The organism is Pseudozobellia thermophila (assembly GCF_900141855.1).
GTDB classification, from domain to species: domain Bacteria; phylum Bacteroidota; class Bacteroidia; order Flavobacteriales; family Flavobacteriaceae; genus Pseudozobellia; species Pseudozobellia thermophila.
The window spans coordinates 173,013-194,506 of record NZ_FQYU01000003.1 but is presented as its reverse complement, the minus strand read 5'-3'; the positions used below and the strand labels follow the sequence as shown (position 1 = coordinate 194,506).

The following is a 21,494-nucleotide window of genomic DNA, read 5'->3' as shown; positions in this document are numbered from 1 at the left end:
GGAATCATGAGATTTTAAGGCCGTTCCTTACAGTGAAGCCGGGTTGCAGGAGTGTCACATCTTTCCCTTCAACGGCCCCCAAAACAAGACATTCGCTCATAAAGTCGGCAATTTGCTTTTTGGGAAAGTTGACCACCGCGACGACCTGCTTGCCGATCAAATCACCTTTGTCGTACCTTACGGTTATCTGGGCCGATGATTTCTTCACCCCTATTTCGGGCCCAAAATCAATCTGTACGCGATACGCCGGATTCCGGGCCTTGGGAAAATCCTCTACTGCGATGATCGTTCCTACCCGCATATCGATTTTTTCAAAATCGGACCATGAAATCTGCTCCTTCATAAGTTTGCCCAAGCTCTTTACAAGAACCGTTAAGGTAAAAATTGTATCGAAGATGGCAAAGGTTCCACCGATTAGTTTTTTAATTTTATACACAAAATTGGTTTACCATGGCAAATACACCCAGCAACATGCTGCCTCTCGGCACAAAAGCCCCGGATTTTGAGTTAACGGACACCGTTTCGGGGAAAAAGTTCAAACTCGAGGACCTTAGAGGGGAAAAGGGCACCCTTATCATGTTTATATGCAACCACTGCCCCTTTGTCAAACACGTGAACCCTACCATTGCAAGTCTTGGAAAAACCTATCAAAAAAAGGGCATAGGCTTCATTGCCATTTCCAGTAACGATGTAGTTAACTATCCCCAAGATGCGCCACACCTCATGAGGGCGACGGCAAAAAAGGAGGGATACAGCTTTCCTTATCTGTACGACGAAGACCAAACGGTGGCAAGGGCCTATGACGCCGCCTGTACGCCCGACTTTTATCTCTTCGACGCCCGTCTCAACCTGGTCTACAGGGGGCAATTGGACGATTCGCGCCCGGGAAACGGCATCCCGGTCACCGGAAAGGACCTGGAAAATGCCATGAACGCCCTTCTCGAAGGCAAGGCCATAAGTCCCGATCAAAAGCCCAGTATCGGTTGCAACATCAAATGGTTCGCCCGATAAGATGGCTTATTGAACCTTGGCCCAGCCCTTTCTTTTCATAAGGCCCCCGATATGGGCCAAATGGTGGCGGCTGTGCCAGGCATACCGACCTATATTTTCATCCAATGGGGTCTTGCTACGGTCTTCGGGATGTATAAAGATACGTTTAAGCTGATCGCGGTGTAAGCCCCTAAGCAAGAACACCAGCTTGGCATGTACCGCCCTTAGGTGCAACAATGACAATTCTATCGGGGCGGTCTGCGAATCGAAAAGCTCCGCCCAGGCCTTTTCATCATAAGCCTTGATCAAGGGCCCGTCTTCGGTAAGGGCCCATTTAAAGCGCATGTAGCTATTGTGATGGCTGTCGGCCATATGGTGTATGGTCTGCCTAAGCGTCCATCCTCCGGGGCGATAGGGCGTATCCAACTGTTCGTCGTCCAGGTGTTTGACCAAAGCGGTCAATGTATCGGGCAGGCTTGCAAGAACGTCGATCCATTCCGAAATATGGGTTTCCGTAATGCTCTGCGGGGCCTGGAAATGTCCGATGGGGTATTTTAACCGCTCCAAATGGGAATCTTTCATCTGCTAAAAATAAAAACTTTAATACATTTTTAACCCCAAAACCACCTCAATACCGCCTTAATCTACTAATTTTATAGGATAACAATTTTAAACCTAAAAATTTACGAATATGGCAACTCTAAGATTGGGCGATAAAGCCCCTGATTTTACAGCTGATAGCTCAATGGGAACTATCAATCTCTATGATTATTTGGGAGACGGATGGGGAATTCTCTTTTCGCATCCTGCCGACTTTACTCCCGTATGTACCACCGAACTCGGTACGGCCGCAAAGTTTAAGGATGAATTTGACAAGCGCAATGTAAAGATGCTGGCCCTTAGTGTCGATGGTGCCGATTCGCATATCGAATGGATAAAGGATATCAACGAGGTAGAGAACACCACGGTCAACTTTCCCATCATTGCCGATGAAGACAAAAAGGTTTCGGGGCTTTACGATATGATCCACCCCAATGCCGACAGCAACCTTACGGTACGCTCGGTCTTTATAATCGGACCTGACAAAACGATAAAATTAATTCTTACCTATCCCGCGTCTACCGGCAGAAACTTTTACGAATTGCTTCGCGTTATAGATTCGTTGCAGTTGACCGCTTACCATAAAGTGGCCACCCCTGCCAACTGGAAGCAAGGGGAAGAAGTCGTTGTAAGCCCTGCCATCCCGACCGAGGAAGCCAAGGAAATGTTCTCCAAAGGCGTTAAGGAAGTAAAACCCTACCTTCGAATGACCCCCGATCCAACGGCATAAAACATTTCCTATCCATTAAGTTGTGGAGAACCTTGCGGAGCGACCGCAAGGTTTTTTTATGACCTAGGCGCACCTTCGAGCCCGTTTTTAAGAAAAAAAGGGAGTCAAAAACCATTTTTTTTATAAAAATTCGGTTTAAACCTCCGTTTCTTTTTACCTTGTATGGAGAAAATTCGTTCAAATGCCGCCGTTGGAAAAAAAATTGACCTTAGTCATACTCTGCTCATTTGCAATAGGTTGTGTGAACCTAAAGCATGTTTCCGAATTTTCGGACAGCTCCATTTCGGCCTTGGCCAATTACGAAACCCTTCCCACATCCTTTGCCCAAGCCTGCAGGGAAAATTGCCGTCAAGAACACATAGCCAATTTTAACGTGTACCGTACCGAGTGCGACTGTTCGTCGGATGAAAAGGCCGATAGCATCACCCGTTTGATATATACCACCTCGATGCAGTATTTTGAAGGCCTGATGCAGATCAGCGACAATACACTGACCTATTACGAGACCTCGGATCTTTCGGGCATCCTGGGTTCCGGAAATTTTGGTCCTGTCCAATTACAGGAAGAGGATGTCAAGGCCCATTCAAAAATAGCGACCTTGGTTTTAAGGGCCTTTAGCGATGGATACCGCAGAAACAGGATCAAACAGTATATAAAAGAGGCCGATGCCCCCCTTCAGGTATTGATCCATTTTCTACGACTGAACCTCAACGGAAACCTGAACGGAAAGTTGGAAGTACAGAAGGGCAAGGCCCAAAACCTGTACTTTGATCTTGTAAACGACAAATCGCTCTCGACCTACGAGCGCACCAAATTTGCCGAGGATTATTTTAAGCGCATCTCGCAAATCGATGAAAACCAAAGGCAACTCCAGCGCTTCGACGAGGTACTCGACGAGATTGCCAAAGGCCACCAAACCTTATATGCGAACTTAGACGGATTGGACGACAACGAAGTAAAGGGCAGGCTGGCCCGGCTGAGATACCGTCTTGACCAAGCAGCAAGCTTTCTTTCATCACAAAAATGACACAAATGCCCAAGCTCACATCGGAACAGGTTAAACAATTGGCGGACAACATGCTTCATATGACCAATGCCCTTGGCGACTATAGGTATGAAAACTTTGACAAACTCACCGAGGACGAGAACAAGAAGATAAAGGAAATACACGGCCAGATGTTAAACTATACCACGGAGCTTTATACGAAGTCCGCCCTCCTGACCATGGAGGATATTGAAAGCAGTCTTGCGCAAATAGACACCATCAGCGCCAAAACCCGACAGCTCTACAAGAGCCTAACAGGAGTGCAAAACGTTATAGACCAGGCCACAGGGGTGCTTAAGATCGCTGCCGCAATCCTAAGCCTGGATACGACCCAAATCTCCGCATCGATAAAAAAAATGATCGGCTAGGCGATTTATTTTTAATTTGTCGATTGATACTCGGTTTTTTTGAAAAACCTACAAAGATAACTTCCAAAAAGTCACTGATTTAAAATTATAAACTGTACATTTGCGCTTTAATTAATTTAATTTTTTATTATGAGTAAAGGAACAGTAAAATTCTTCAATGATTCTAAAGGCTATGGCTTTATCACTGAAGATGGTTCAAGCGAAGATCACTTTGTACACATTTCAGGTCTTATCGATGAAATTCGTGAAGGTGATGTTGTAGAATTTGAACTACAACAAGGTAAAAAAGGACTGAACGCGGTAAATGTGAAAGTAGTAGACTAAACGCATAAACTCTTTTTATACAGGCAAGGCCCCGACAATTGTTGGGGCCTTTTTTTATTCCTACAAAACAATTGTCATATTTTTCATACATTTGCATTTTTTAAACGCAACCTTTTTACGTTCCCTGCATCTAGAGGCTAGACTATGAATTTCCTCATTATCAAAAATGACCAATTATGACTAGTTTTTTTGGTATCCTTTTTCTTTTGCTCATCGTAAACATCGTACTGTTCTTGGTAAGTACGGATAGGGCAAAAAAATCGTAATCGGGAGGGGCAAATCCTTGATTCGCTTCTCCCCCCTACCTATGCCATTCTTTGGCTTGAAAGGACTCCTACACCCCATGTTATCCATTTATTGGCAAGTCGGTATCACAAAAAAAGCCCCGACCAAGGCCAGGGCTTCAGAAATATAATGCGTATTCTCGTTATTTAACGTCCATCAGCTCAACGTCGAACAACAAAGGGGCGTTTGGTGGGATAACACCTCCGGCGCCGGCACTTCCGTAGGCCAAATCGGAGGGAATGACAAAACGGGCCTTGTCACCCACATGCAATAGGCCGATACCCTCGTCCCATCCCGAAATTACCTGTCCCACTCCCAGTTGAAACTCTATGGGTTGGTTGCGCTTGTACGACGAATCGAATACTTGGCCGTTCAACAAGGAGCCTTCATAATGTACCGATACCTTATCGCCCTTCTGGGCCTTTTTACCCTCGCCTTTTTGTATCAATTTGTAGCGCAGGCCGCTTTCGGTTTGATCGAATCCGGCCGAAACCTTATCAAGCTCCGCCGCTTGTCGGGCCTTTTCTTCGGCCAATCGTTGTTCTTTTGAACTTTTGAAGGTATTGAAGGCCGCAACGGCATCCCAATTTTCGGCTTCCTCGCCTACCCGTAGGATCTCTAGGCTTTCGATAACATCGCCCTGGGCAACGCTATCGACCACTTCCTGGCCACTTTCAACATGGCCGAAAACGGTATGTTTGTTGTCGAGCCATGGGGTGGGTACATGGGTTATGAAGAATTGGCTTCCATTGGTGCCGGGCCCCGCATTGGCCATGGAAAGAACACCCGGTCCGGAGTGTTTTAGATCCGGATGGAATTCATCGTCGAACTTATAGCCCGCGTCTCCGGTACCTGTTCCCAGGGGGCAACCGCCCTGTATCATAAAATCGGGAATAACCCTATGGAATTTTAGTCCGTCGTAGTAGGGCTCTCCTTTGGGCTTAACCTTGTTTTCCTGTTTTCCCTCGGCCAGGGCAACGAAGTTACCGACCGTACCCGGGGTTTTATCGTGTGTAAGTTTCACAAGGATCTCCCCTTTGGAGGTATTGAATTTTGCGTAGATTCCGTCTTGCATCTTGTACTTTTATTAATGAGCGGCAAAGGTAGTGAATTAGTTTTGGGTACGTAAGCCCAAGGAGGCCCGGCCAAGCATCGAAACTACCCGGCCTACCCCTTGATCTTTTGTGGCGGTACGATACCGTATTTGTCAAAGAGGTAGACCAAGCTCGCCATACTGGCGGCCCCTAGTTCGAGCTCCCTTTTGTTGACGTGTTCGAAGGTATCGTTTTCGGCATGATGGTGATCAAAGTACCTTTGCGAATCGGGCCTGAGTCCCGCCAAAACCATTCCGTCGTTTTTCAACGGCCTGATGTCGGCCCCGCTATAGCCCTTGACAAAAAGGTGGATCAGATAGGGTTCAAAAAGTTTCTTCCATCCCTGTATCCTTTCAAAATTGGCATCCGAGCAATCAAAGGAGAAGCCCCTGGGCGTAAACCCGCCGGCATCGCTCTCCAGGGCGAAAATATGGTTTTCCTTTTTGTTGTTGGCCATGTCGGCGTATTTGTTACCGCCCCGAAGTCCGTTTTCCTCGTTCATAAAAAGTACGACCCTAATGGTGCGTTTAGGTCGATAGCCGGTTTTCCTCAACAATCTTAAAACATCCATGCTTTGCACGCACCCTGCGCCATCGTCATGCGAACCGTCGCCGAGGTCCCACGAATCGAGATGTGCCCCGACGACGATTATTTCGTCCGGGAACTCGCTCCCCTTGATCTCGCCGATCACATTATACGATTCGACATCGTCAAACTGTTTGCAGTTCTGTTTTAGGTAAAATTGGGTGTTTGGATTGAGTTTGAGCGTAGCGCTTAAAAGTTCCGCTCCGTTGGTACTGATGGCCGCTGCCGGTATTCTTTTATCGACAGGGGTATCGCCATAACCCATAGATCCCGTATGCGGATAATCGTCCAAACGCAGGTTCATCGAACGGACGATTACCCCTACCGCCCCGTACTTGGCCGCTTCCGCTGCCCCGGAATACCGTTGGTCGACACAGCCCGAATAGGCTTGAAAAGTGCTGATCAGGGTAGGATCCATCGGGCGGTTGAAGAACACGATTTTCCCCTTGATCTTTTCCGTACCCAATTTTTCGAGCTCCTCGATTCCCTTCACTTCGATCAAACCCGCCTTAAGGCCGCCCAAAGGAGTGGCCACCGAACCTCCCAAGGCACAGACAGGAACATTGGTCGAAAGCCCCGGACTAGTCTCGAAATAGGCAAATTCGGGGGTTCCACGAACCCATTTGGGAACCATCACGGGCTGTAGCCATACGCGGTCCAGGCCCAGGGAGTCCAATTGGGCCTTGGTATACTCGACGGCCTGTTGGGCCTGCACCGATCCCGAGAGGCGCCCCCCGATCTGGTTCGAAAGGTGGTTCAACCAATCATAGGCCTTACCCTCGGTCAGGGCCATCCTGTAGATTTTTTCTATCTGTTTCGCATCGTCGGTCTGGGCATGTACATAGGTAGCCAACAGCAGTAAAATGAACAATACCTGTTTTTTCATTCCTTTTCGTTTTCAAGTTGGATCTTGTAAGCTTCTAAATTAGCCTTAATTTTTGCTTCAAGGCCAGGTTCCTTTATGTCTTTGTATTTTTTTAACTCTTTTAGCAAAATACCCGCCACGCCCAACCGTGCCGCTTTTTTGTTGTCCGCAGGTATGATGTACCAGGGGGCATGTGGTTTCGACGTTCGGTTCAGGGCATCTTCATAACAAGCCTGGTAATTGTCCCACAACTTTCGCTCTTCGAGGTCACCGGGAGAAAATTTCCAGTTCTTTCGTTGTAGGGCCAACCTTCTAAGAAGCCGCTGCCGTTGTTCCTCCTTGGAAAGGTGGAGGAAAAATTTAAAGATGATGGTCCCGTTTTGGGCAATATGTCTTTCAAAGGCGTTGATCTGATCGAAGCGCCGGTCCCAGAAGGCTTCGTCGATATCGTCCACCGAATGCACCCCGGGTAGGTGTTCGCCTAGAATGTATTCGGGGTGAACCCGGGTCACCAACACGTTCTCGTAGTGCGTCCGGTTAAAAACACCGAACTTTCCCCTGGCCGGCAATGCGATATAATGCCGCCAGAGGTAATCGTGCTTTCTTTCAAGTTCGGTAGGTACCTTAAAACTGTGCACCACTACGCCCCGTGCATTAAAGTCTTTGAAGACCTCGCGGATCAGGCTGTCCTTGCCGGCCGTATCCATGCCTTGCAGGCAGACCAACACCCCATATTTGCCGTGGGCATAAAGTGTGTCTTGAAAGTCGCCCAGTTCTTCCCGCACCTTTTCAAGTTCCTTTTTCAGCTTCTTATCCGAAAGCCCGAAATCCTCATATGTCGGACATTCGGCCAATTTTACCTTTTCGGTTACCTTAAATGAATCTATTTTCGATGTATCCATAGCTGGAATATAAAAGATTTACCCGTTGAAAGGTAAAAAATGTTAATAAAAATAGCCTTTCATCCCAAGAAATATCCGTTTTGTCCAAAAAACGGACAAGACCATGTGTTCCATCGAAAAGAATGGGAGGCAATGCCCTGCCCGCCCTAACTTTACATCGTAAGAATATCCCAAATTTTACGAAGACCAACTTGCTATGAAGCAGTTACCCTACATACCTATATTTCTCTTTTGCCTAGGGCTGTTTACCTCCTTTAGGCCCGATCCTTCCTGTGAATACGCCAACTCGAACATCGGTTATGTAAAGACGGAGATTGAAAAGGCCTTGTCAATGACCGATTTACAATTGGCGCGCTTTCACACCTACAAAGCCATCAATGCCATAGAAAAGTCTAAAAAGGAATTGAAAAACTGCGGTTGCGAATATGCAATCGAAAATATAAATGAAGGTACGGAACATTTAAAATTGGCCACCAAAACGTCGAACCTGGCCAGTACGGCCATCTTTCTCAAAAAGGCGCTCAATGAAGCTTCGGAAACCATAGGGGCCCTGAAAAACCACGACAAACACGTCAGTCCCTACGGAAACGATGTTCTGGTGCTCAACACCGTAAATTTAAAGGACAAAAAAGCACACCAAACCTATACGCCCTACAGGGAAAAGGCGTTGAAGCAAAAGGTAGATTCGGCCTTGGTCGCCTACCGAAAATCGCTGGAACACGTGATATCAACGGTAGATTGCCGGGAGGCCAAGGCCTATGCCGACCGGATTTACGAAGATTGCGAACAACAACTGTTAAAGCCCCATCTGTCCGAGGGTAGGAAATATTACAATTTAAGGACCAAGGAAATTACCGCCGAGGCCCTCGAAATGCTCGGGGAGTGTGGCCGGTAGTATTTTGTCCTTTGACCAGTCCGCCCCGACCGGGGTCATTTACTGGCAAAAAGCTTTACATCCTCTTCGGTTACCTCCTTGCCTCCAAGAATGATCAGGCGTTCCACGACATTGCGAAGTTCGCGTATGTTGCCCGTCCAATCGTAGCCTTTTAAAAGTTTGACCGCCTTGTCGGAAAATGTTTTGTTGCCGATGCCTTGTTCTTCGGTGATCTTTTTGGCAAAATGTTCGATCAGCAAGGGAATATCCTCCCGTCTGTCGTTCAGGGCCGGCACCTTGATCAGAATGACCGCCAACCTGTGGTAGAGGTCTTCGCGAAACCTGTTCTCCTCAATTTCCTTTTTGAGGTCTTTGTTCGTGGCCGCAATGACCCTGACATCTACCTTGATGTCCTTATCGGACCCCACCCGTGAAATCTTGTTTTCCTGCAAGGCGCGTAAGACCTTGGCCTGGGCCGACAGGCTCATGTCCCCGATTTCATCGAGAAAGATCGTGCCCTTATTGGCCGCCTCGAATTTACCCGCCCGATCGCGTACGGCGGAGGTAAAGGCCCCCTTTACATGTCCGAAAAGCTCGCTTTCGATCAATTCCGACGGTATGGCCGCACAGTTAACCTCGACAAAGGGCGCTGCGCTTCTTTGGCTTTTTTCGTGGATCCAGTGGGCCACCAACTCCTTTCCTGTACCGTTCGATCCCGTTATCAACACACGGGCATCGGTAGGGGCCACTTTCTCGATAATGTCCTTAACGGCCATTATCTCCTTGCTTTCGCCCACCATCTCATAATTTTTGCTGACTTTTTTCTTTAGGATCTTATTTTCAACGACAAGTTCCTTTCGATCAAGTGCATTGCGGACCGTGGTCAAAAGCCTATTCAAATCGGGCGGTTTTGAAATGTAGTCGAAGGCACCCAACCGCATGGTATTCACGGCCGTATCCAGGTCGCCGTGGCCGGAAATCATGATAAACGGAACCTCTGGTTTTATCTTTTTGGCCGCTTCCAATACCTCTACCCCATCCATTTTGGGCATTTTAATGTCGCAGAGCACCAAATCGTAATCGTTGTTCTTTATGGCCTCCATACCTTTGATCCCGTCTTCGGCCTCCTCCAATTGATACGAATCGTTTTCTTCCGACAGGATCTTAACCAAGACCCTTCTTATAGCCGCCTCATCTTCAACTACCAAAATTTTAGACATATGCTTTGAATTTCTACTATTAATGATAAAACCAAGGGTAAGTTACAAGTACATACCAAAACGAAGAAAGTTTTAACTTGTTTTTAGGGCTTTGATTTTTTTTACGTCTTGCCAACAGCCCATATGAACATGCCCCGGTCATAGTCCCACCCTAAAACCCGTCCTAAAATAAAGGCCGAGGTCGTCGTTAAGGGTAAAAATACCGTTTCTATCGCTATCCCTCAACACCCCGTCCTGAAATACGGTATGGCCAACATACCCGTAGAAAAAGGTGTTCTTTGCGAGTTTATATTGATAGCCCAAGGTTACCAAAGCGGCGGAAGACGAGACCGAAGAGGCCGTTACCGTATTGGGCAGCACTATGTTACTTTGCAGATTGACATAATAGCCATCGAAAATAAACTCACTCTGAAATTGATGTTTCTTTTTAAAATGGTACTTGATTCCGGTCTTGGGTATACCGACCACAAAACTCCAATCCGGTCTAAAACGCTTTTCATAGTAAACAATGGGCAGGGGGATACGCAGTGCCACGGTAGAATTGTAGGCGATACCGAGGACGAGCATTTCGGGCTTATCGACGTTCTTTTTCTCCTTAAGAAAACCTATGGTGGCATTGATGGAGAAATCGCCGTTTTCAAGGGGAGCCGTCAGGGTAGAGGCCAAACGTGGCGTAAGCACCCCTATAAAACGCCAACGCCGTGAAAACTTCCATACGTAGGCCATGTTGACGTCGAGGATATGAAACTGTTTCAAACCCGCACTGCTAAAGGGCAGCTCCTTTTGCAGGTCATAGGCAAGGCGATTGTATTCACTGCCAAAAACCAGATTGTTCGAGTCGCCTACACCAATGGGAAAATTAACCAGGAGCTTGAACCTCGACAACTGTGCATCGGACTTGTTCTTGGGCATCAACATGTATTCTGCCCGTACGACGTCGGGCGTTTGTGAAAAGCCTGTGCATATGCCGTACAGCATACCCATTGCACAGACCAAGGCTGTCTTTTTCCTATTCCTACCTGTCATCTGCCTCACCAAGTTTACCGCCCCCGTCTTGAGCCCCCCCATGTCGAAAAAGGTGCACGTCGCGTTGCGGGAAGGGTATGGATATGTTGTTTTCCCTGAACTTGGCGTCTATAGTGTAACGCATGTCGCTCTTGATCTTCGGATCGCTAAAACTATCGGCAATATAAAAGTTGATGGAGAACATCAATGCCGAATCGCCAAAATCATCGAACGTAACAAAGGGCTTGGGTTTCTTCAAAATCCCTTCGTGAAGGTCGGCGGTCTCCTCAAGTATCTTGGTCACCAATTGCACGTCGCTCCCATAGGCCACGCCCACTATTACCTTTTCCCTGGTGGTCTTATGGTTTTGGGTATAATTGTAAATGATATTGCTAATAAATTGGTGGTTCGGGATAATGATTACCTTATCATCGCGGGTGATGGCCCTGGTCGTCCTCAGTTTTATTTCAAAGACTTTCCCCACCTTGCCATCAACATTGATAATATCGCCTACTTGAATGGACTTGTCCACGATGATCAATATTCCGCCGATAATGTCTTGAAAGAGCTCTTGCAAGGCCAATCCCAACCCGACAAACAAGGCCGCCGAAGCCGTAAGCAAAAGGGTAATATCGATACCGGCCGCACTCATGGTGATCAAAATCACGATCAGGTAGACCACATATCGTATAAACTTGAAAAAACTGATGAACTTGAGCTTGTCATCAGTATTCATGCGACGGGTAAAAAGATTGCGCAACCAACCCAAAACAAAGGTAGTGCCGAAAAGGGCAAGGGTAAGGATTATGAGCAGTCCGATGGTTATCTCGATACGTTGCTCTCCCTGCCCGTACGAAATACCCAATTCAAGAAAATCCTTGATAGAACCCCAAATATCGTTTTCAATGATCTCAACAACCCTATTCGGTTCTTCCTGCATCACCTTAATATTTTAACCACCTGTACAATTCTTTATAAGTAGGCTTTTTCCCATACATCAAAATGCCTACCCTATAGATTTTTGCGGCCAGCCATACTATGCCTATAAAGGTACCCAATAAAAGTAATATGGACACCACCAGTTCCCAGACCGGAACGCCCCCCTCACCGATTCCACCGGGGAGGCGCATCAGCATAACAATGGGCGATGTCAGTGGAAACAATGAGAACCCAACGGCTATTGGTCCGTGCGGATTGCTAAAAACCGAAAAGAAACCGACGTATATGGCCAACATCAAAGGCAAGATCACCGGAAATATAAATTGCTGCGTATCGGTTTCATTGTCTACCGCTGCCCCTATGGCGGCGTAGATCGAACTGTAAATGAGGTAACCCAATAAAAAGTAGACCAAAAAGAAAAAAATCAGCATACCCCACGGAATATCGACCAATTCTTGGGCATAGAGCAGCATGGTCTGATCGACATTGGGCACCGGCGACACCATATCCCCCCCCATTTCGGTCTGTATTCGACTACCGGCACCCAGGGCCGAGGGGTCGATGTCAAAGAATGCGAAGACGACCAACAGGAGCAAGGATGCAGAAACCAGCCATATGGCGAACTGGGTAATACCGGCCAAGGAAGTACCCAAAATTTTTCCGAGCATCAACTGAAAAGGTTTTACCGAGGAGATGATCACCTCAATGATCCGGCTGGTCTTTTCCTCAATGACACTACGCATAACAAAGCCTCCGTAAATGATAATGAACATCATGATCAAATAACCGAAGCCCCCCCCTATAAAAGCCTTTATCTCGGCTATGCCCTTTACGTTCGTTTCGCCCTGAAAAGTAGCCGTCTTAATATCAAAATCGGTATCCAAGGCCTCAAAATCGGAAGCGGAAAGGCCAAGATCCAAAAGGCGCTGTTGCCGCAGTCGTTGTTGAAAAACCGCCTCGATCTTTTCGGTCACGGCCGTGCTGGGGGCTTCCTTTGTGTAGAGAAAGGCCCGTTCACACACCTTTTCGAGGCTGGCTTCGTCCGGTATGTACAACAACCCATAAAACCCCATCTGGGCGGCCGAATCCTTGGCGGCCTCCAGGGGTATGTCCCTAAACTGGATATAGGAGGTATTTTCGGTAATGACAAACTCGTTGGAAAAATAGTCGCTATTGTTCAGAATACCGATCACACGCTGTTCGTTGTCGTTGATCTTGGTCAAATAGGCTATCAGAACAACCATGCCCACCATGAGGATCGGACTCAAAAAGGTCATGACGACAAAAGACTTGTTCCTGACCTTTGCCAAGTATTCGCGCTTAATGATCAGTCCTAATTTATTCATGGACACTTTTGCTTTGTACGGTACGTATAAAAATTTCACTGGTCGAAGGTATGGTCTCGACAAAATGGTTTACCCGGGCCTTGGTGGAAAGATAGGCCAATACACCGCTCGAATCATTGTCGGGCAATTGCAGGGTAAAATCGAGTTGGTTTTCCCCGGCATCGTATTTTGACGACCTAATATGGAATCTTTCGGTCAATTCCCTTAAGATCGATTCGGCATCGGAAGTAACCACCCCAACATCAAAAACATTGTTCTTATAGGCTTTTTTTATGTCGGACAGCTTACCATCGAGCACCTTTTCGGAACGATTGATAAGGGCTATGTACTCGCAGAGCTCTTCGACCGATTCCATGCGGTGCGTAGAGAAAATAATCGAAGTACCCTGTTCTTTCAACTGTAGTATTTCGTCTTTGATAATATTGGCGTTTATGGGATCGAACCCGCTAAAGGGTTCGTCAAAGATCAAGAGTTTCGGCTCGTGAAGCACCGTTACGATAAACTGTATCTTTTGGGCCATGCCCTTTGAGAGTTCCTGTATCTTCTTGTTCCACCAATCGCCTATCTCAAGCCGGTCGAACCAGTACTTCAGGCGTTTTTTGGCCTCTGACTTTCCCAAGCCCTTTAATTGGGCCAGGTACAGTGCCTGCTCCCCTACCTTCATGCTCTTGTACAAGCCCCTTTCTTCGGGTAGGTAGCCAATTTGGGCAATATGGTGGGGCTGGAGGGCCTCCCCGTCAAAGAAGACCTCCCCTTGGTCGGGATAGGTAATTTGGTTGACAATTCTTATGAGCGTCGTCTTGCCGGCCCCGTTGGGGCCTAAAAGTCCGTATATACTGTTTCTGGGAATTTCCAAGGAAACCCTGTCCAAAGCGGTGTGCTCTCCAAATTTTTTGGTGACTTCCTTAGCGACCAAAATGTTATTCATGTACGCAATTTTGTCAAAGATATAGAAAAGAGCGCTCAGTTACCTTACCTAGTTTACAAGTGTTTTTAAAAAGGTGGGAACCATGGCCCGAAGAGGGTATTCCCCAAAAACAAAACCCACCCTTAAGTATGTCTAAGGATGGGAAAAAAATTGCTATGAAAAAGAAAATTTATATTGGAAATCCAATATTAAACCAAATATACGTTTTTTATTTAAATCCCAAAGTTTTTGGATCAGGAGAACATATCCTTCACTTTTTCAAAGAAAGATTTGTCGGATTTCTCAGGTTTGGGCTCAAAATTTTCGTTGCCCTGCATACGCTGAAAAAATTCCTTTTGTTCTTTATTGAGTTCTTTGGGGGTCCAGACATTTACGTGTACCAGCAGGTCCCCGCTTCCATAACCGTTAAGGTTGGCAATACCCTTGCCCCTAAGCCTGAGAATCTTTCCCGACTGGATACCCGGTTCTAGCTTTATACGGACCTTTCCGCCTACGGCGTCAATTTCCTTGGAAGTTCCCAACACCGCATCTGAAATACTGATATACAGGTCGTAGTGCAGGTTATCGCCTTCGCGTTTGAGGGTGTCGTGGTCTTCGGTCTCTATGGCCACCAAAAGATCGCCCGCCACACCGTTTCCGGGGGCATCGTTGCCCTTACCGGGCACTTTCAGCTGCATGCCTTCCTCTACCCCTGCCGGTATCTTGATGGAAACCGTCTCTTCGACGACCTTGAGTCCTTGGGCGTCGGCATCGCTCGGTTTTTTGCCGATTACCTGGCCGCTGCCCCCACAGGTAGAACAGGTGGTCGCGGTTTGCATACGGCCCAATATGGTATTGGTCACCTTGGTTACCTGACCCCGGCCCCCACAGGTGGCACAGGTGGTATAGGTAACGCCATCGGCCTGCAGCTTTCTACGTACCTTAACTTTCTTTTCCACGCCATTGGCCACCTCTTCCAAGGTTAGCTTTACACGGATACGCAGGTTACTGCCCTTGGCCCTTCTCTGGCCTCCGCCAAAACCACCAAATCCTCCAAAGCCGCCGCTTCCGCCAAAGGCTCCCCCGAAGATATCACCAAACTGGCTGAATATGTCGTCCATATTCATACCTCCACCGCCAAAACCTCCCGATCCGTCGAAAGCGGCATGGCCGAACTGATCGTACCGGGCCCTTTTATCGGGATCGCTCAAAACCTCGTATGCCTCGGCCGATTTCTTGAACATCTCCTCGGCCTTCGCATCCCCGGGGTTTTTATCCGGATGATACTTCAGGGCCATCTTGCGGTAGGCCTTTTTTATCTCGGCGGCACTGGCATTTTTACCAATACCCAATATTTCGTAATAATCTTCCTTCATTCCATTTTTTTAGTTTCCAACGACCACCTTGGGGTGACGTATGATTCTATCTCCCAATTTGTATCCTTTCTCGACAACATCAACGACCTTGCCCTTGAGTTTTTTATTGGGTGCCGGTATTTGGGTAATGGCATCGTGCACCTCGGCATCGAATGCATCCCCCTGCTTTACCTCCACTTCTTCCAGGCCTTTGGACTTCAAGGTTTCTCGAAATTTAACCCTGATAAGCTCCACGCCCTTGAACATTTCCTTGTCCTCCGATTTGGCCAATTCCTTCAAGGCACGGTCAAAATCATCCAATACCGGGAGCATCGAGACCATAATTTCCTGGCCTGCGGTCTTGAACATTTCCATACGTTCCTTGGACGTTCTCTTCTTAAAATTTTCGAATTCGGCGAACAAACGAAGAAATTTATCCTTTTCCTTGGCGAGGTCTTCCCTTAGCCTGTCTTCCTCGCTAAGCTCCTCTTTACCAGATTCATTCGTCCCTTCTTCTTCCTTATCGTTTTCGCTTTCGCCAGTGACATCGGGCCCCTGTTCTTCCTTCAATACCTCTTCAAAGTCTTCGGTTATATCTTTATCGCTCATAAATGCTTCTATTTTGTTTTCACCTCATTTGAGTTGGCAAAAGTACTGCCAATTCTTTAAAAATGTCAAAATGTCATTAAAATAAGGAAGATGGGCAAAGCCCTAGGCTCTAAGCGATAATTTTGATGCGATCGATCGGGGCAAAAGCCACGATGGTAGCAAGATGGTGGAAAGAAATTTTAGGAAAAACTACGAAATGTAACCATTTTTATAGGCCTCCCCGGGGACCTTTTCGGTATGCCCCGTCCCGTAAATTTCACGTAGGGCGACACAAACGTTGGTAAAACCGAACTGAAAGCCTTCATTTTCGATTTTTTTACTGCTCACCCGCTGACTGGCAAAAAGAAGGTAGGACATTTGCCCTAAAACCAGGCGTAGGACGGATTTCGGTATATTGGGCAAAAACAAAGGTTTTTTCAGGACGCCCGCGATTTCCTTGACCAATTTATTGTTGTTGACCGGGTTGGGCGCCACGGCGTTGTACACCCCTTGAAGTTGGTTTTCGACGGCGAAGACAAATACCCGCGCCAAGTCTGAAATATGGACCCAGGATTGCCATTGGTTTCCGCTGCCAAAGGCCGCGCCCACATAGTTTTTAATAGGCTTGGCCATTTCGGGCAAAGCGCCTCCCTTATCGGACATCACAAGACCGATCCTTATCTTGGCCACGCTAAAAGAAAAATCGTTAAAGGTATCGGCCTCCTTTTCCCAGGCTTTTACCACCTCGCCCAAAAAGCTGTCGTCGACCTCCTTTTCATCTTCCGTATAGTAATGGGTCAACGAATTGGGGTAGATACCGATGGCCGATGCGGAAACGAAGGAGGTAACCTTGTGGTCTTTATACTTTCTAAGGCCTGAGTAGAGGGTTCGCAGGGTATTGATCCTACTGGACAGGATGGTCTTTTTGTATTTCGGGGTCCAACGTTTCGATATCGAGGCCCCCGCCAAATTGACAATGGCCGAAACATCCTTAAAACAATCCATATCCATCTCTCCAGAATCGGGGTTCCAATAAAAACCCTGATATCCAGTACGGGAGACGATCTTATCCCTGCTTGTAGTCAAATAATTTATTGAAATGTCACGACTATGGCACTGTTTCACTATCTCCCTTCCCACAAGCCCTGTTGCACCTGTAATCAGTATTTTCATGCATCAAATATAGCGTATTGGCCCGTCAAGGGGTACGTATTTAATTCCGATTTAACACAAAAGACTAAGGCTCTGTTAATTTTAGAACACCGAAGGGTCCAAAATTAACTTTTTGGAAGGAAGCCTTCCTATTTACGGGCCCGAAGCATTTCCCGTTTACCTGGAGGGCCGGGCAAGCGTTCCACCCCGAATCCTACCGACTGCATGGCCCTTCGCACGCTCCCCTTTGCCGAGTAGGTAACCAAAACGCCTCCTTTTTTGAGCGCCTGGTACATCTTGGAGAAAATTTCCTCCGTCCATAGCTCGGGCTGCACCCGGGCACCGAAGGCATCGAAATAGATCAAATCGAAGGCCTCCTGATCCCCTATTTCCGCAAAATCCATTTGCCGCTTGGTCAGTTTAAAACCCTCCCCTACCTCGTCGGGCCGGTCCCAAGGCACACGGTGCATTTTGCCGAATACCTCTTCAAACCGTTCGGCCTTCAACCGCGACACGTAGTTCAGCTGCTCGATCTCCCCTGGGGAAACGGGATACTTTTCCACGCCGGTATAATCGACTTTCAGGTTTCGTTTCCGAGCCTCCAAAAACGTAATGAAGGCATTGAGGCCCGTACCGAAACCGATTTCAAGAACCGCTACCCCACCCTCTTCGAACAGGGCCAGGCCGTTCTTTACGAAAACGTGATAGGCTTCTTGAATGGCCCCGTGCTTCGAATGGTACTGCTCGTCCCAATCGGGTATTTGAATGGTTCGCGAACCATCGGCCGTAGTAATGACTTTTCGTTCCACTTGTATAAATTAAAGGTTTCGGCAATAAAGCATCCTGAAAAAACCGGCTATTCAAGCAGCAAAACGCCATCGGCCTCAAAACCGGGAATTTGTTTGGGCGCCGTTATCCTTGCCACCTCTTCTTCGGACTGGCCGGCATCCATGGCGTAATGCCTTTGATCCTCAACGCCCATGGTCTCGACAAAGGCAAGTCCGTTTACCACCACCTCCTTGCCCGTGCTGTTTTTCGGAACGAAGAAACCATAATCCTTAAAACGCACCATGGTTTCCTGCCCATTCCCCAATTGAAGCTTCATCCAACAGCCCTTTGCCTGGCATACATCGGCAACGGTGGCCTTGAAACGCACCGCAAGGGTATCGGCGACCTCCATGTCGCGATAGATTTGGGCCATTTCGGTATGCGATTTAACCCCGGACGGGGAGAACTCCTTACCATAGCTCCTGTATGGAACGGACAATGTTTCCCTATCGTTCGCCTGCTTTTTGTTGTCCCGGTTCGAACATGCCGAAAACACAATTAAAAACACAAGTAATATGTTAAATCGTTTCATATCCGCTAAAATTTATGAGAACCGTGCAAAACTGGTCATTTTTGAGGGAAAAATAAAGAACACATGGCGATAAATTGGTATTTTTAATCCTTTAAATTACGAAACTATGAATACGACCATGCAAAAAATTAGCATTGAAAAGGTTAAGACCTCAAAAATAGACCAAGTTGATTTTGACAACTTGGATTTTGGCAGCGTGTTTACCGACCATATGCTGGTGTGCGATTATAAGAACGGGGCATGGGAAACTCCCAAGATCATACCGTACCAACCCATTAGCCTTGAACCCTCGGCCAAGATATTCCACTATGGGCAGTCGATTTTCGAAGGAATGAAGGCCTATAAGGATACGGAAAACAAGATTTGGTTCTTTAGGCCCTTGGACAATCACCGACGCCTGAACATCTCCGCCAAACGTATGGCCATTCCCGAAATACCGGAAGCCTTTTTTATGGAAGGATTAAAGGCCCTTGTGAAACTCGATGAAAAATGGATTCCGCAAAAAGACGGAAGCTCGCTATACATACGGCCCTTCATTTTTGCCTCGGGCAAAGGATTTCACGCCTCGCCGGCGGACGAATACAAGTTTATTATCTGCCTCGCACCATCGGGCTCCTACTTCTCGGGAAAAGTAAAGGTACTGATCGAGGAAAAATACTCGCGATCGGCCAACGGGGGCGTGGGCTATGCCAAGGCGGGCGGCAATTATGCCGGCCAGTTTTACCCGACCCAATTGGCGGCCCAAAAGGGCTATAGCCAAGTGATATGGACGGACGACAACAACCATGAATATATCGAGGAAGCCGGTGCCATGAACATATTTGTCCGCATCGGCGACACATTGATCACCGGCCCTACCAGCGACCGTATCCTTGACGGGATTACCCGGAAAAGCATCCTTCAGATAGCGGAAGACGAGGGCATCCCGACCGAAGTAAGAAAGATTACGGTAAGCGAAGTGGTGGAGGCCGCCAAAAATGGCAGCCTCAAAGAAATGTTCGGCGCCGGTACCGCCGCGGTGGTATCGCCCATTTCGACTTTTGGGTTCAGGGACGTGGATTACGACTTGCCCGAACTTGCCGAAAGCTACGCTACCCGATTGAAAAAGCGCATTACCGACATTCAGTTCAACCGCGCGGAAGACCCTTTCGGTTGGAGGTACGGATTATAAACGAAGCCTTTCGCATCAAGAAAAAGGCCGGACTGTTCAACAGCCCGGCCTTTTCGTATAATTTTAGGCAGCCAAAAGGTTATTTTCCCAAAACCCCCGAAATATCGGGCTTGAAATAATTAGGCCCCTTGAGTACCTTGCCATCCTCACGGTAAATGGGCTTGCCGTCCGCTCCCAATTTACTCATATTGCTTCGTTGGATTTCGTTAAAAACCTCCTCAATCTTGTACTGCATCCCATGTTCCAATATGGTACCGCATAAAATATACAGCATATCGCCAAGTGCATCGGCCACCTCGACCAGGTCGTTGTTATTGGCCGCCTCCAAATACTCTTTGTTCTCTTCATCCATCAGGTTGTAACGAAGCTGGTTTTTGGCCGCACCAAGATCGGCCCGCATTTTATCGGAGACCCCCAATCCAAAAGACCTATGAAACTGTTCGACAGCACTAATCTTGTTTTTCATGTATAGATAATATTTTCAGAAGTTATTGCTTTAAATGATCTAAAGCTTAATTTCGCCTAAAAATACACAATATGTTCTCGACCGGACAAATCATTTTTGCCTTGCTCTTTGCCATCGCCTTCGTTATTGTCATTATCGTTTCCTACAAAAAAGACAAAAAGCTTCATGCAAAAAACTATAAGGGGGTTACATGGGTCGGCCTGGGCTTTGCATTATTCATTGCAATCTTACTTCTTCTTAAGTATTACCTAAAAAATTAACACTTAAATTCCGTAGCTCTCAAAAGTGGTTTCATTCAAGGGCCAAAAACGATTTTAAAGCGTATACATACCAAACGGCGTATTTTTACGTTGTAAAGAAAAGGGGCAAACAAATGATGACATTCTTTACCATATTATTGATCTTGATCGGAGCCAATGCCGTAGTAATGGTATTGAGCTTGAACGGGCTTTCCACCGAAGAAAGAAAAGGGAACGGGAACCCGGTCGAACAAAAGTCTTCCAACATCTACCCATTACAGGACAGTTCGTCCAAATTTAAGAAGGCCGGTTAATCTTTTAAGAGAGCTTGTATATATACCTTATATAATATAGGGTATGACCGGGTTGTTTTTTTAATGGTTGCGGTTCAAATCGCCCCCGAACGCATCCCCACCGGAAAAACCTACATCGAACTTCAAAATTTTACCCCCTTAGGGAGGGTGTAAAACCAGTGTATTGCTTATTTTGCACCAATGAAACAATTTCTACTTGTTTTCTTGGGCGGCGGCATCGGCAGCCTATTCCGGTTTCTTTTGTCAAAGACCTTCAACGGGTATTTCCAGCATTTTTTTCTGGGCACCTTTCTGGCCAACATATTGGGCTGTTTACTGATCGGAATGGTTTTGGGGCTCTCGGCCAAGGGCAACTACCTATCGGAAAACCAAACACTGCTATTGGCCACCGGCTTCTGCGGGGGCTTTACGACATTCTCTACCTTCGCCTTTGAAAAGCATTCCCTTTTGACATCGGGAGACCTTCTCCACTTCTTTATCTACACCTTTGGCAGCATCGCCGCCGGGATACTCGCCATAGCTATCGGGCTATGGGTGTCCAGATTGTTATAAATACAACAATACCCTGGCGTTTTCCATTTATTTAACAAAAATTCAATAAAATCAACATAACCTTTCTTTTTCGTCAAGGTTACCTGTTGCAGACAGCACTATTTTCAATTTTCTTCCATTTTTATTGAAATCCTACAACAAGAAAAATCATAAATACACCTTTTAAATTAAACACCCCCAAAATTTTAGGGGGTATATTTACTATAAATATAAAAATT

25 protein-coding genes are annotated in these 21,494 nt (G+C 46.9%); 9 read left to right on the top strand and 16 right to left on the bottom strand.

What is annotated here, in order from left to right; translation table 11 throughout:
- Positions 1 to 4 precede the first annotated feature (4 nt).
- Complete coding sequence (locus BUB37_RS10775) at positions 5 to 343, bottom strand: tRNA-binding protein (RefSeq protein ID WP_072994000.1); 339 nt, start codon at positions 341 to 343, stop codon at positions 5 to 7.
- A gap of 107 nt (positions 344 to 450) precedes the next feature.
- Here BUB37_RS10775 and BUB37_RS10770 point away from each other — a divergent pair, with 107 nt between their 5' ends.
- Positions 451 to 1,011, top strand: coding sequence for a thioredoxin family protein (locus BUB37_RS10770; RefSeq protein WP_072993306.1), 561 nt, complete (start codon positions 451 to 453; stop codon positions 1,009 to 1,011).
- A gap of 6 nt (positions 1,012 to 1,017) precedes the next feature.
- Here the strand turns inward: BUB37_RS10770 and BUB37_RS10765 are convergent, their stop codons facing one another.
- Entirely contained in the window at positions 1,018 to 1,572 is a 555-nt protein-coding gene (locus BUB37_RS10765; protein ID WP_072993303.1) for a YfiT family bacillithiol transferase, read from the bottom strand.
- A 109-nt stretch (positions 1,573 to 1,681) separates the two neighbouring features.
- Between BUB37_RS10765 and BUB37_RS10760 the strand changes: the two genes are divergently transcribed.
- From BUB37_RS10760 to BUB37_RS10745, 4 genes are all read left to right on the top strand, one after another.
- Positions 1,682 to 2,320: a peroxiredoxin gene (locus BUB37_RS10760; RefSeq protein WP_072993299.1), complete on the top strand. Its 639-nt coding sequence runs from the start codon at positions 1,682 to 1,684 to the stop codon at positions 2,318 to 2,320.
- Positions 2,321 to 2,501: 181 nt separating this feature from the next.
- Positions 2,502 to 3,347: a hypothetical protein gene (locus BUB37_RS10755; RefSeq protein WP_072993296.1), complete on the top strand. Its 846-nt coding sequence runs from the start codon at positions 2,502 to 2,504 to the stop codon at positions 3,345 to 3,347.
- Between the two features lie 5 nt (positions 3,348 to 3,352).
- On the top strand, positions 3,353 to 3,733 hold the full coding sequence (locus BUB37_RS10750; protein ID WP_139278099.1) for a hypothetical protein: 381 nt from the start codon (positions 3,353 to 3,355) through the stop codon (positions 3,731 to 3,733).
- 129 nt (positions 3,734 to 3,862) lie between these two features.
- Complete coding sequence (locus tag BUB37_RS10745; RefSeq protein WP_013994176.1) at positions 3,863 to 4,057, top strand: cold-shock protein; 195 nt, start codon at positions 3,863 to 3,865, stop codon at positions 4,055 to 4,057.
- A gap of 427 nt (positions 4,058 to 4,484) precedes the next feature.
- On the opposite strand, the gene BUB37_RS10740 is transcribed toward BUB37_RS10745, so the two are convergent.
- The 3 genes from BUB37_RS10740 to BUB37_RS10730 all read right to left on the bottom strand — a co-directional run bounded on the left by BUB37_RS10740 (position 4,485) and on the right by BUB37_RS10730 (position 7,788).
- Positions 4,485 to 5,417 carry a peptidylprolyl isomerase gene (locus tag BUB37_RS10740; protein ID WP_072993290.1) on the bottom strand — a complete coding sequence of 311 codons (933 nt, stop codon included), beginning with the start codon at positions 5,415 to 5,417 and terminating at the stop codon, positions 4,485 to 4,487.
- 92 nt (positions 5,418 to 5,509) lie between these two features.
- On the bottom strand, positions 5,510 to 6,907 hold the full coding sequence (locus tag BUB37_RS10735) for a M28 family peptidase (RefSeq protein WP_072993287.1): 1,398 nt from the start codon (positions 6,905 to 6,907) through the stop codon (positions 5,510 to 5,512).
- The gene (locus BUB37_RS10730) at positions 6,904 to 7,788 is read right to left on the bottom strand and encodes a PPK2 family polyphosphate kinase (RefSeq protein WP_072993284.1); all 885 of its coding nucleotides are present in this window, start codon (positions 7,786 to 7,788) and stop codon (positions 6,904 to 6,906) included. Before BUB37_RS10730 ends, BUB37_RS10735 begins: the two co-directional genes overlap by 4 nt.
- A gap of 196 nt (positions 7,789 to 7,984) precedes the next feature.
- Between BUB37_RS10730 and BUB37_RS10725 the strand changes: the two genes are divergently transcribed.
- On the top strand, positions 7,985 to 8,683 hold the full coding sequence (locus tag BUB37_RS10725; RefSeq protein WP_072993281.1) for a hypothetical protein: 699 nt from the start codon (positions 7,985 to 7,987) through the stop codon (positions 8,681 to 8,683).
- 35 nt (positions 8,684 to 8,718) lie between these two features.
- Here the strand turns inward: BUB37_RS10725 and BUB37_RS10720 are convergent, their stop codons facing one another.
- The 10 genes from BUB37_RS10720 to BUB37_RS10675 form a co-directional block, all read right to left on the bottom strand.
- Entirely contained in the window at positions 8,719 to 9,882 is a 1,164-nt protein-coding gene (locus BUB37_RS10720; protein WP_072993278.1) for a sigma-54-dependent transcriptional regulator, read from the bottom strand.
- A 138-nt stretch (positions 9,883 to 10,020) separates the two neighbouring features.
- The gene (locus BUB37_RS10715) at positions 10,021 to 10,908 is read right to left on the bottom strand and encodes a DUF6268 family outer membrane beta-barrel protein (protein ID WP_072993998.1); all 888 of its coding nucleotides are present in this window, start codon (positions 10,906 to 10,908) and stop codon (positions 10,021 to 10,023) included.
- Positions 10,898 to 11,827 (bottom strand): mechanosensitive ion channel family protein, encoded by a 930-nt coding sequence (locus BUB37_RS10710; RefSeq protein ID WP_072993275.1) that lies wholly within the window; start codon positions 11,825 to 11,827, stop codon positions 10,898 to 10,900. The genes BUB37_RS10715 and BUB37_RS10710 overlap by 11 nt, the downstream gene beginning before the upstream one ends.
- A gap of 4 nt (positions 11,828 to 11,831) precedes the next feature.
- Entirely contained in the window at positions 11,832 to 13,172 is a 1,341-nt protein-coding gene (locus tag BUB37_RS10705; protein ID WP_072993272.1) for an ABC transporter permease, read from the bottom strand.
- Positions 13,165 to 14,100, bottom strand: coding sequence for an ABC transporter ATP-binding protein (locus BUB37_RS10700; protein ID WP_072993269.1), 936 nt, complete (start codon positions 14,098 to 14,100; stop codon positions 13,165 to 13,167). Before BUB37_RS10700 ends, BUB37_RS10705 begins: the two co-directional genes overlap by 8 nt.
- Positions 14,101 to 14,333: 233 nt before the next feature.
- Positions 14,334 to 15,455: a molecular chaperone DnaJ gene (gene dnaJ, locus BUB37_RS10695; RefSeq protein WP_072993266.1), complete on the bottom strand. Its 1,122-nt coding sequence runs from the start codon at positions 15,453 to 15,455 to the stop codon at positions 14,334 to 14,336.
- A gap of 9 nt (positions 15,456 to 15,464) precedes the next feature.
- Complete coding sequence (locus BUB37_RS10690) at positions 15,465 to 16,043, bottom strand: nucleotide exchange factor GrpE (protein ID WP_072993263.1); 579 nt, start codon at positions 16,041 to 16,043, stop codon at positions 15,465 to 15,467.
- Between the two features lie 189 nt (positions 16,044 to 16,232).
- Positions 16,233 to 17,195: a TIGR01777 family oxidoreductase gene (locus BUB37_RS10685; protein ID WP_072993260.1), complete on the bottom strand. Its 963-nt coding sequence runs from the start codon at positions 17,193 to 17,195 to the stop codon at positions 16,233 to 16,235.
- A gap of 128 nt (positions 17,196 to 17,323) precedes the next feature.
- Positions 17,324 to 17,983, bottom strand: a complete 660-nt coding sequence (mnmD, locus tag BUB37_RS10680; protein WP_072993257.1) for a tRNA (5-methylaminomethyl-2-thiouridine)(34)-methyltransferase MnmC2 — start codon at positions 17,981 to 17,983, stop codon at positions 17,324 to 17,326.
- 47 nt (positions 17,984 to 18,030) lie between these two features.
- Positions 18,031 to 18,534 carry a DUF4920 domain-containing protein gene (locus BUB37_RS10675; RefSeq protein ID WP_072993254.1) on the bottom strand — a complete coding sequence of 168 codons (504 nt, stop codon included), beginning with the start codon at positions 18,532 to 18,534 and terminating at the stop codon, positions 18,031 to 18,033.
- Between the two features lie 106 nt (positions 18,535 to 18,640).
- Between BUB37_RS10675 and BUB37_RS10670 the strand changes: the two genes are divergently transcribed.
- Positions 18,641 to 19,705 (top strand): branched-chain amino acid aminotransferase, encoded by a 1,065-nt coding sequence (locus BUB37_RS10670; RefSeq protein WP_072993251.1) that lies wholly within the window; start codon positions 18,641 to 18,643, stop codon positions 19,703 to 19,705.
- Positions 19,706 to 19,784: 79 nt separating this feature from the next.
- On the opposite strand, the gene BUB37_RS10665 is transcribed toward BUB37_RS10670, so the two are convergent.
- Positions 19,785 to 20,171, bottom strand: a complete 387-nt coding sequence (locus tag BUB37_RS10665; protein WP_072993248.1) for a pyrophosphohydrolase domain-containing protein — start codon at positions 20,169 to 20,171, stop codon at positions 19,785 to 19,787.
- A gap of 373 nt (positions 20,172 to 20,544) precedes the next feature.
- On the opposite strand from BUB37_RS10665, the gene BUB37_RS10655 reads away from it, so the two are divergent.
- Together BUB37_RS10655 and crcB are read left to right on the top strand one after the other, a co-directional pair.
- Complete coding sequence (locus tag BUB37_RS10655) at positions 20,545 to 20,724, top strand: hypothetical protein (protein WP_072993242.1); 180 nt, start codon at positions 20,545 to 20,547, stop codon at positions 20,722 to 20,724.
- A 180-nt stretch (positions 20,725 to 20,904) separates the two neighbouring features.
- Entirely contained in the window at positions 20,905 to 21,276 is a 372-nt protein-coding gene (crcB, locus tag BUB37_RS10650) for a fluoride efflux transporter CrcB (RefSeq protein ID WP_072993239.1), read from the top strand.
- Positions 21,277 to 21,494 lie beyond the last annotated feature (218 nt).

What these genes read in the sequence shown, in the direction of transcription:
- BUB37_RS10665 (WP_072993248.1), bottom strand. Translation starts at nt 20,171, where the DNA reads ATGAAAAACAAGATTAGTGCTGTCGAACAGTTTCATAGGTCTTTTGGA.
- BUB37_RS10710 (WP_072993275.1), bottom strand. Translation starts at nt 11,827, where the DNA reads ATGCAGGAAGAACCGAATAGGGTTGTTGAGATCATTGAAAACGATATT.
- BUB37_RS10750 (WP_139278099.1), top strand. Translation starts at nt 3,353, where the DNA reads ATGCCCAAGCTCACATCGGAACAGGTTAAACAATTGGCGGACAACATG.
- BUB37_RS10730 (WP_072993284.1), bottom strand. Translation starts at nt 7,788, where the DNA reads ATGGATACATCGAAAATAGATTCATTTAAGGTAACCGAAAAGGTAAAA.
- BUB37_RS10735 (WP_072993287.1), bottom strand. Translation starts at nt 6,907, where the DNA reads ATGAAAAAACAGGTATTGTTCATTTTACTGCTGTTGGCTACCTATGTA.
- BUB37_RS10670 (WP_072993251.1), top strand. Translation starts at nt 18,641, where the DNA reads ATGAATACGACCATGCAAAAAATTAGCATTGAAAAGGTTAAGACCTCA.
- BUB37_RS10725 (WP_072993281.1), top strand. Translation starts at nt 7,985, where the DNA reads ATGAAGCAGTTACCCTACATACCTATATTTCTCTTTTGCCTAGGGCTG.
- dnaJ (WP_072993266.1), bottom strand. Translation starts at nt 15,455, where the DNA reads ATGAAGGAAGATTATTACGAAATATTGGGTATTGGTAAAAATGCCAGT.
- crcB (WP_072993239.1), top strand. Translation starts at nt 20,905, where the DNA reads ATGAAACAATTTCTACTTGTTTTCTTGGGCGGCGGCATCGGCAGCCTA.
- BUB37_RS10765 (WP_072993303.1), bottom strand. Translation starts at nt 1,572, where the DNA reads ATGAAAGATTCCCATTTGGAGCGGTTAAAATACCCCATCGGACATTTC.
- BUB37_RS10775 (WP_072994000.1), bottom strand. Translation starts at nt 343, where the DNA reads ATGAAGGAGCAGATTTCATGGTCCGATTTTGAAAAAATCGATATGCGG.
- BUB37_RS10770 (WP_072993306.1), top strand. Translation starts at nt 451, where the DNA reads ATGGCAAATACACCCAGCAACATGCTGCCTCTCGGCACAAAAGCCCCG.
- BUB37_RS10745 (WP_013994176.1), top strand. Translation starts at nt 3,863, where the DNA reads ATGAGTAAAGGAACAGTAAAATTCTTCAATGATTCTAAAGGCTATGGC.
- BUB37_RS10655 (WP_072993242.1), top strand. Translation starts at nt 20,545, where the DNA reads ATGATGACATTCTTTACCATATTATTGATCTTGATCGGAGCCAATGCC.
- BUB37_RS10675 (WP_072993254.1), bottom strand. Translation starts at nt 18,534, where the DNA reads ATGAAACGATTTAACATATTACTTGTGTTTTTAATTGTGTTTTCGGCA.
- BUB37_RS10690 (WP_072993263.1), bottom strand. Translation starts at nt 16,043, where the DNA reads ATGAGCGATAAAGATATAACCGAAGACTTTGAAGAGGTATTGAAGGAA.
- BUB37_RS10755 (WP_072993296.1), top strand. Translation starts at nt 2,502, where the DNA reads ATGCCGCCGTTGGAAAAAAAATTGACCTTAGTCATACTCTGCTCATTT.
- BUB37_RS10720 (WP_072993278.1), bottom strand. Translation starts at nt 9,882, where the DNA reads ATGTCTAAAATTTTGGTAGTTGAAGATGAGGCGGCTATAAGAAGGGTC.
- BUB37_RS10705 (WP_072993272.1), bottom strand. Translation starts at nt 13,172, where the DNA reads ATGAATAAATTAGGACTGATCATTAAGCGCGAATACTTGGCAAAGGTC.
- BUB37_RS10685 (WP_072993260.1), bottom strand. Translation starts at nt 17,195, where the DNA reads ATGAAAATACTGATTACAGGTGCAACAGGGCTTGTGGGAAGGGAGATA.
- BUB37_RS10760 (WP_072993299.1), top strand. Translation starts at nt 1,682, where the DNA reads ATGGCAACTCTAAGATTGGGCGATAAAGCCCCTGATTTTACAGCTGAT.
- BUB37_RS10740 (WP_072993290.1), bottom strand. Translation starts at nt 5,417, where the DNA reads ATGCAAGACGGAATCTACGCAAAATTCAATACCTCCAAAGGGGAGATC.
- BUB37_RS10700 (WP_072993269.1), bottom strand. Translation starts at nt 14,100, where the DNA reads ATGAATAACATTTTGGTCGCTAAGGAAGTCACCAAAAAATTTGGAGAG.
- BUB37_RS10715 (WP_072993998.1), bottom strand. Translation starts at nt 10,908, where the DNA reads ATGACAGGTAGGAATAGGAAAAAGACAGCCTTGGTCTGTGCAATGGGT.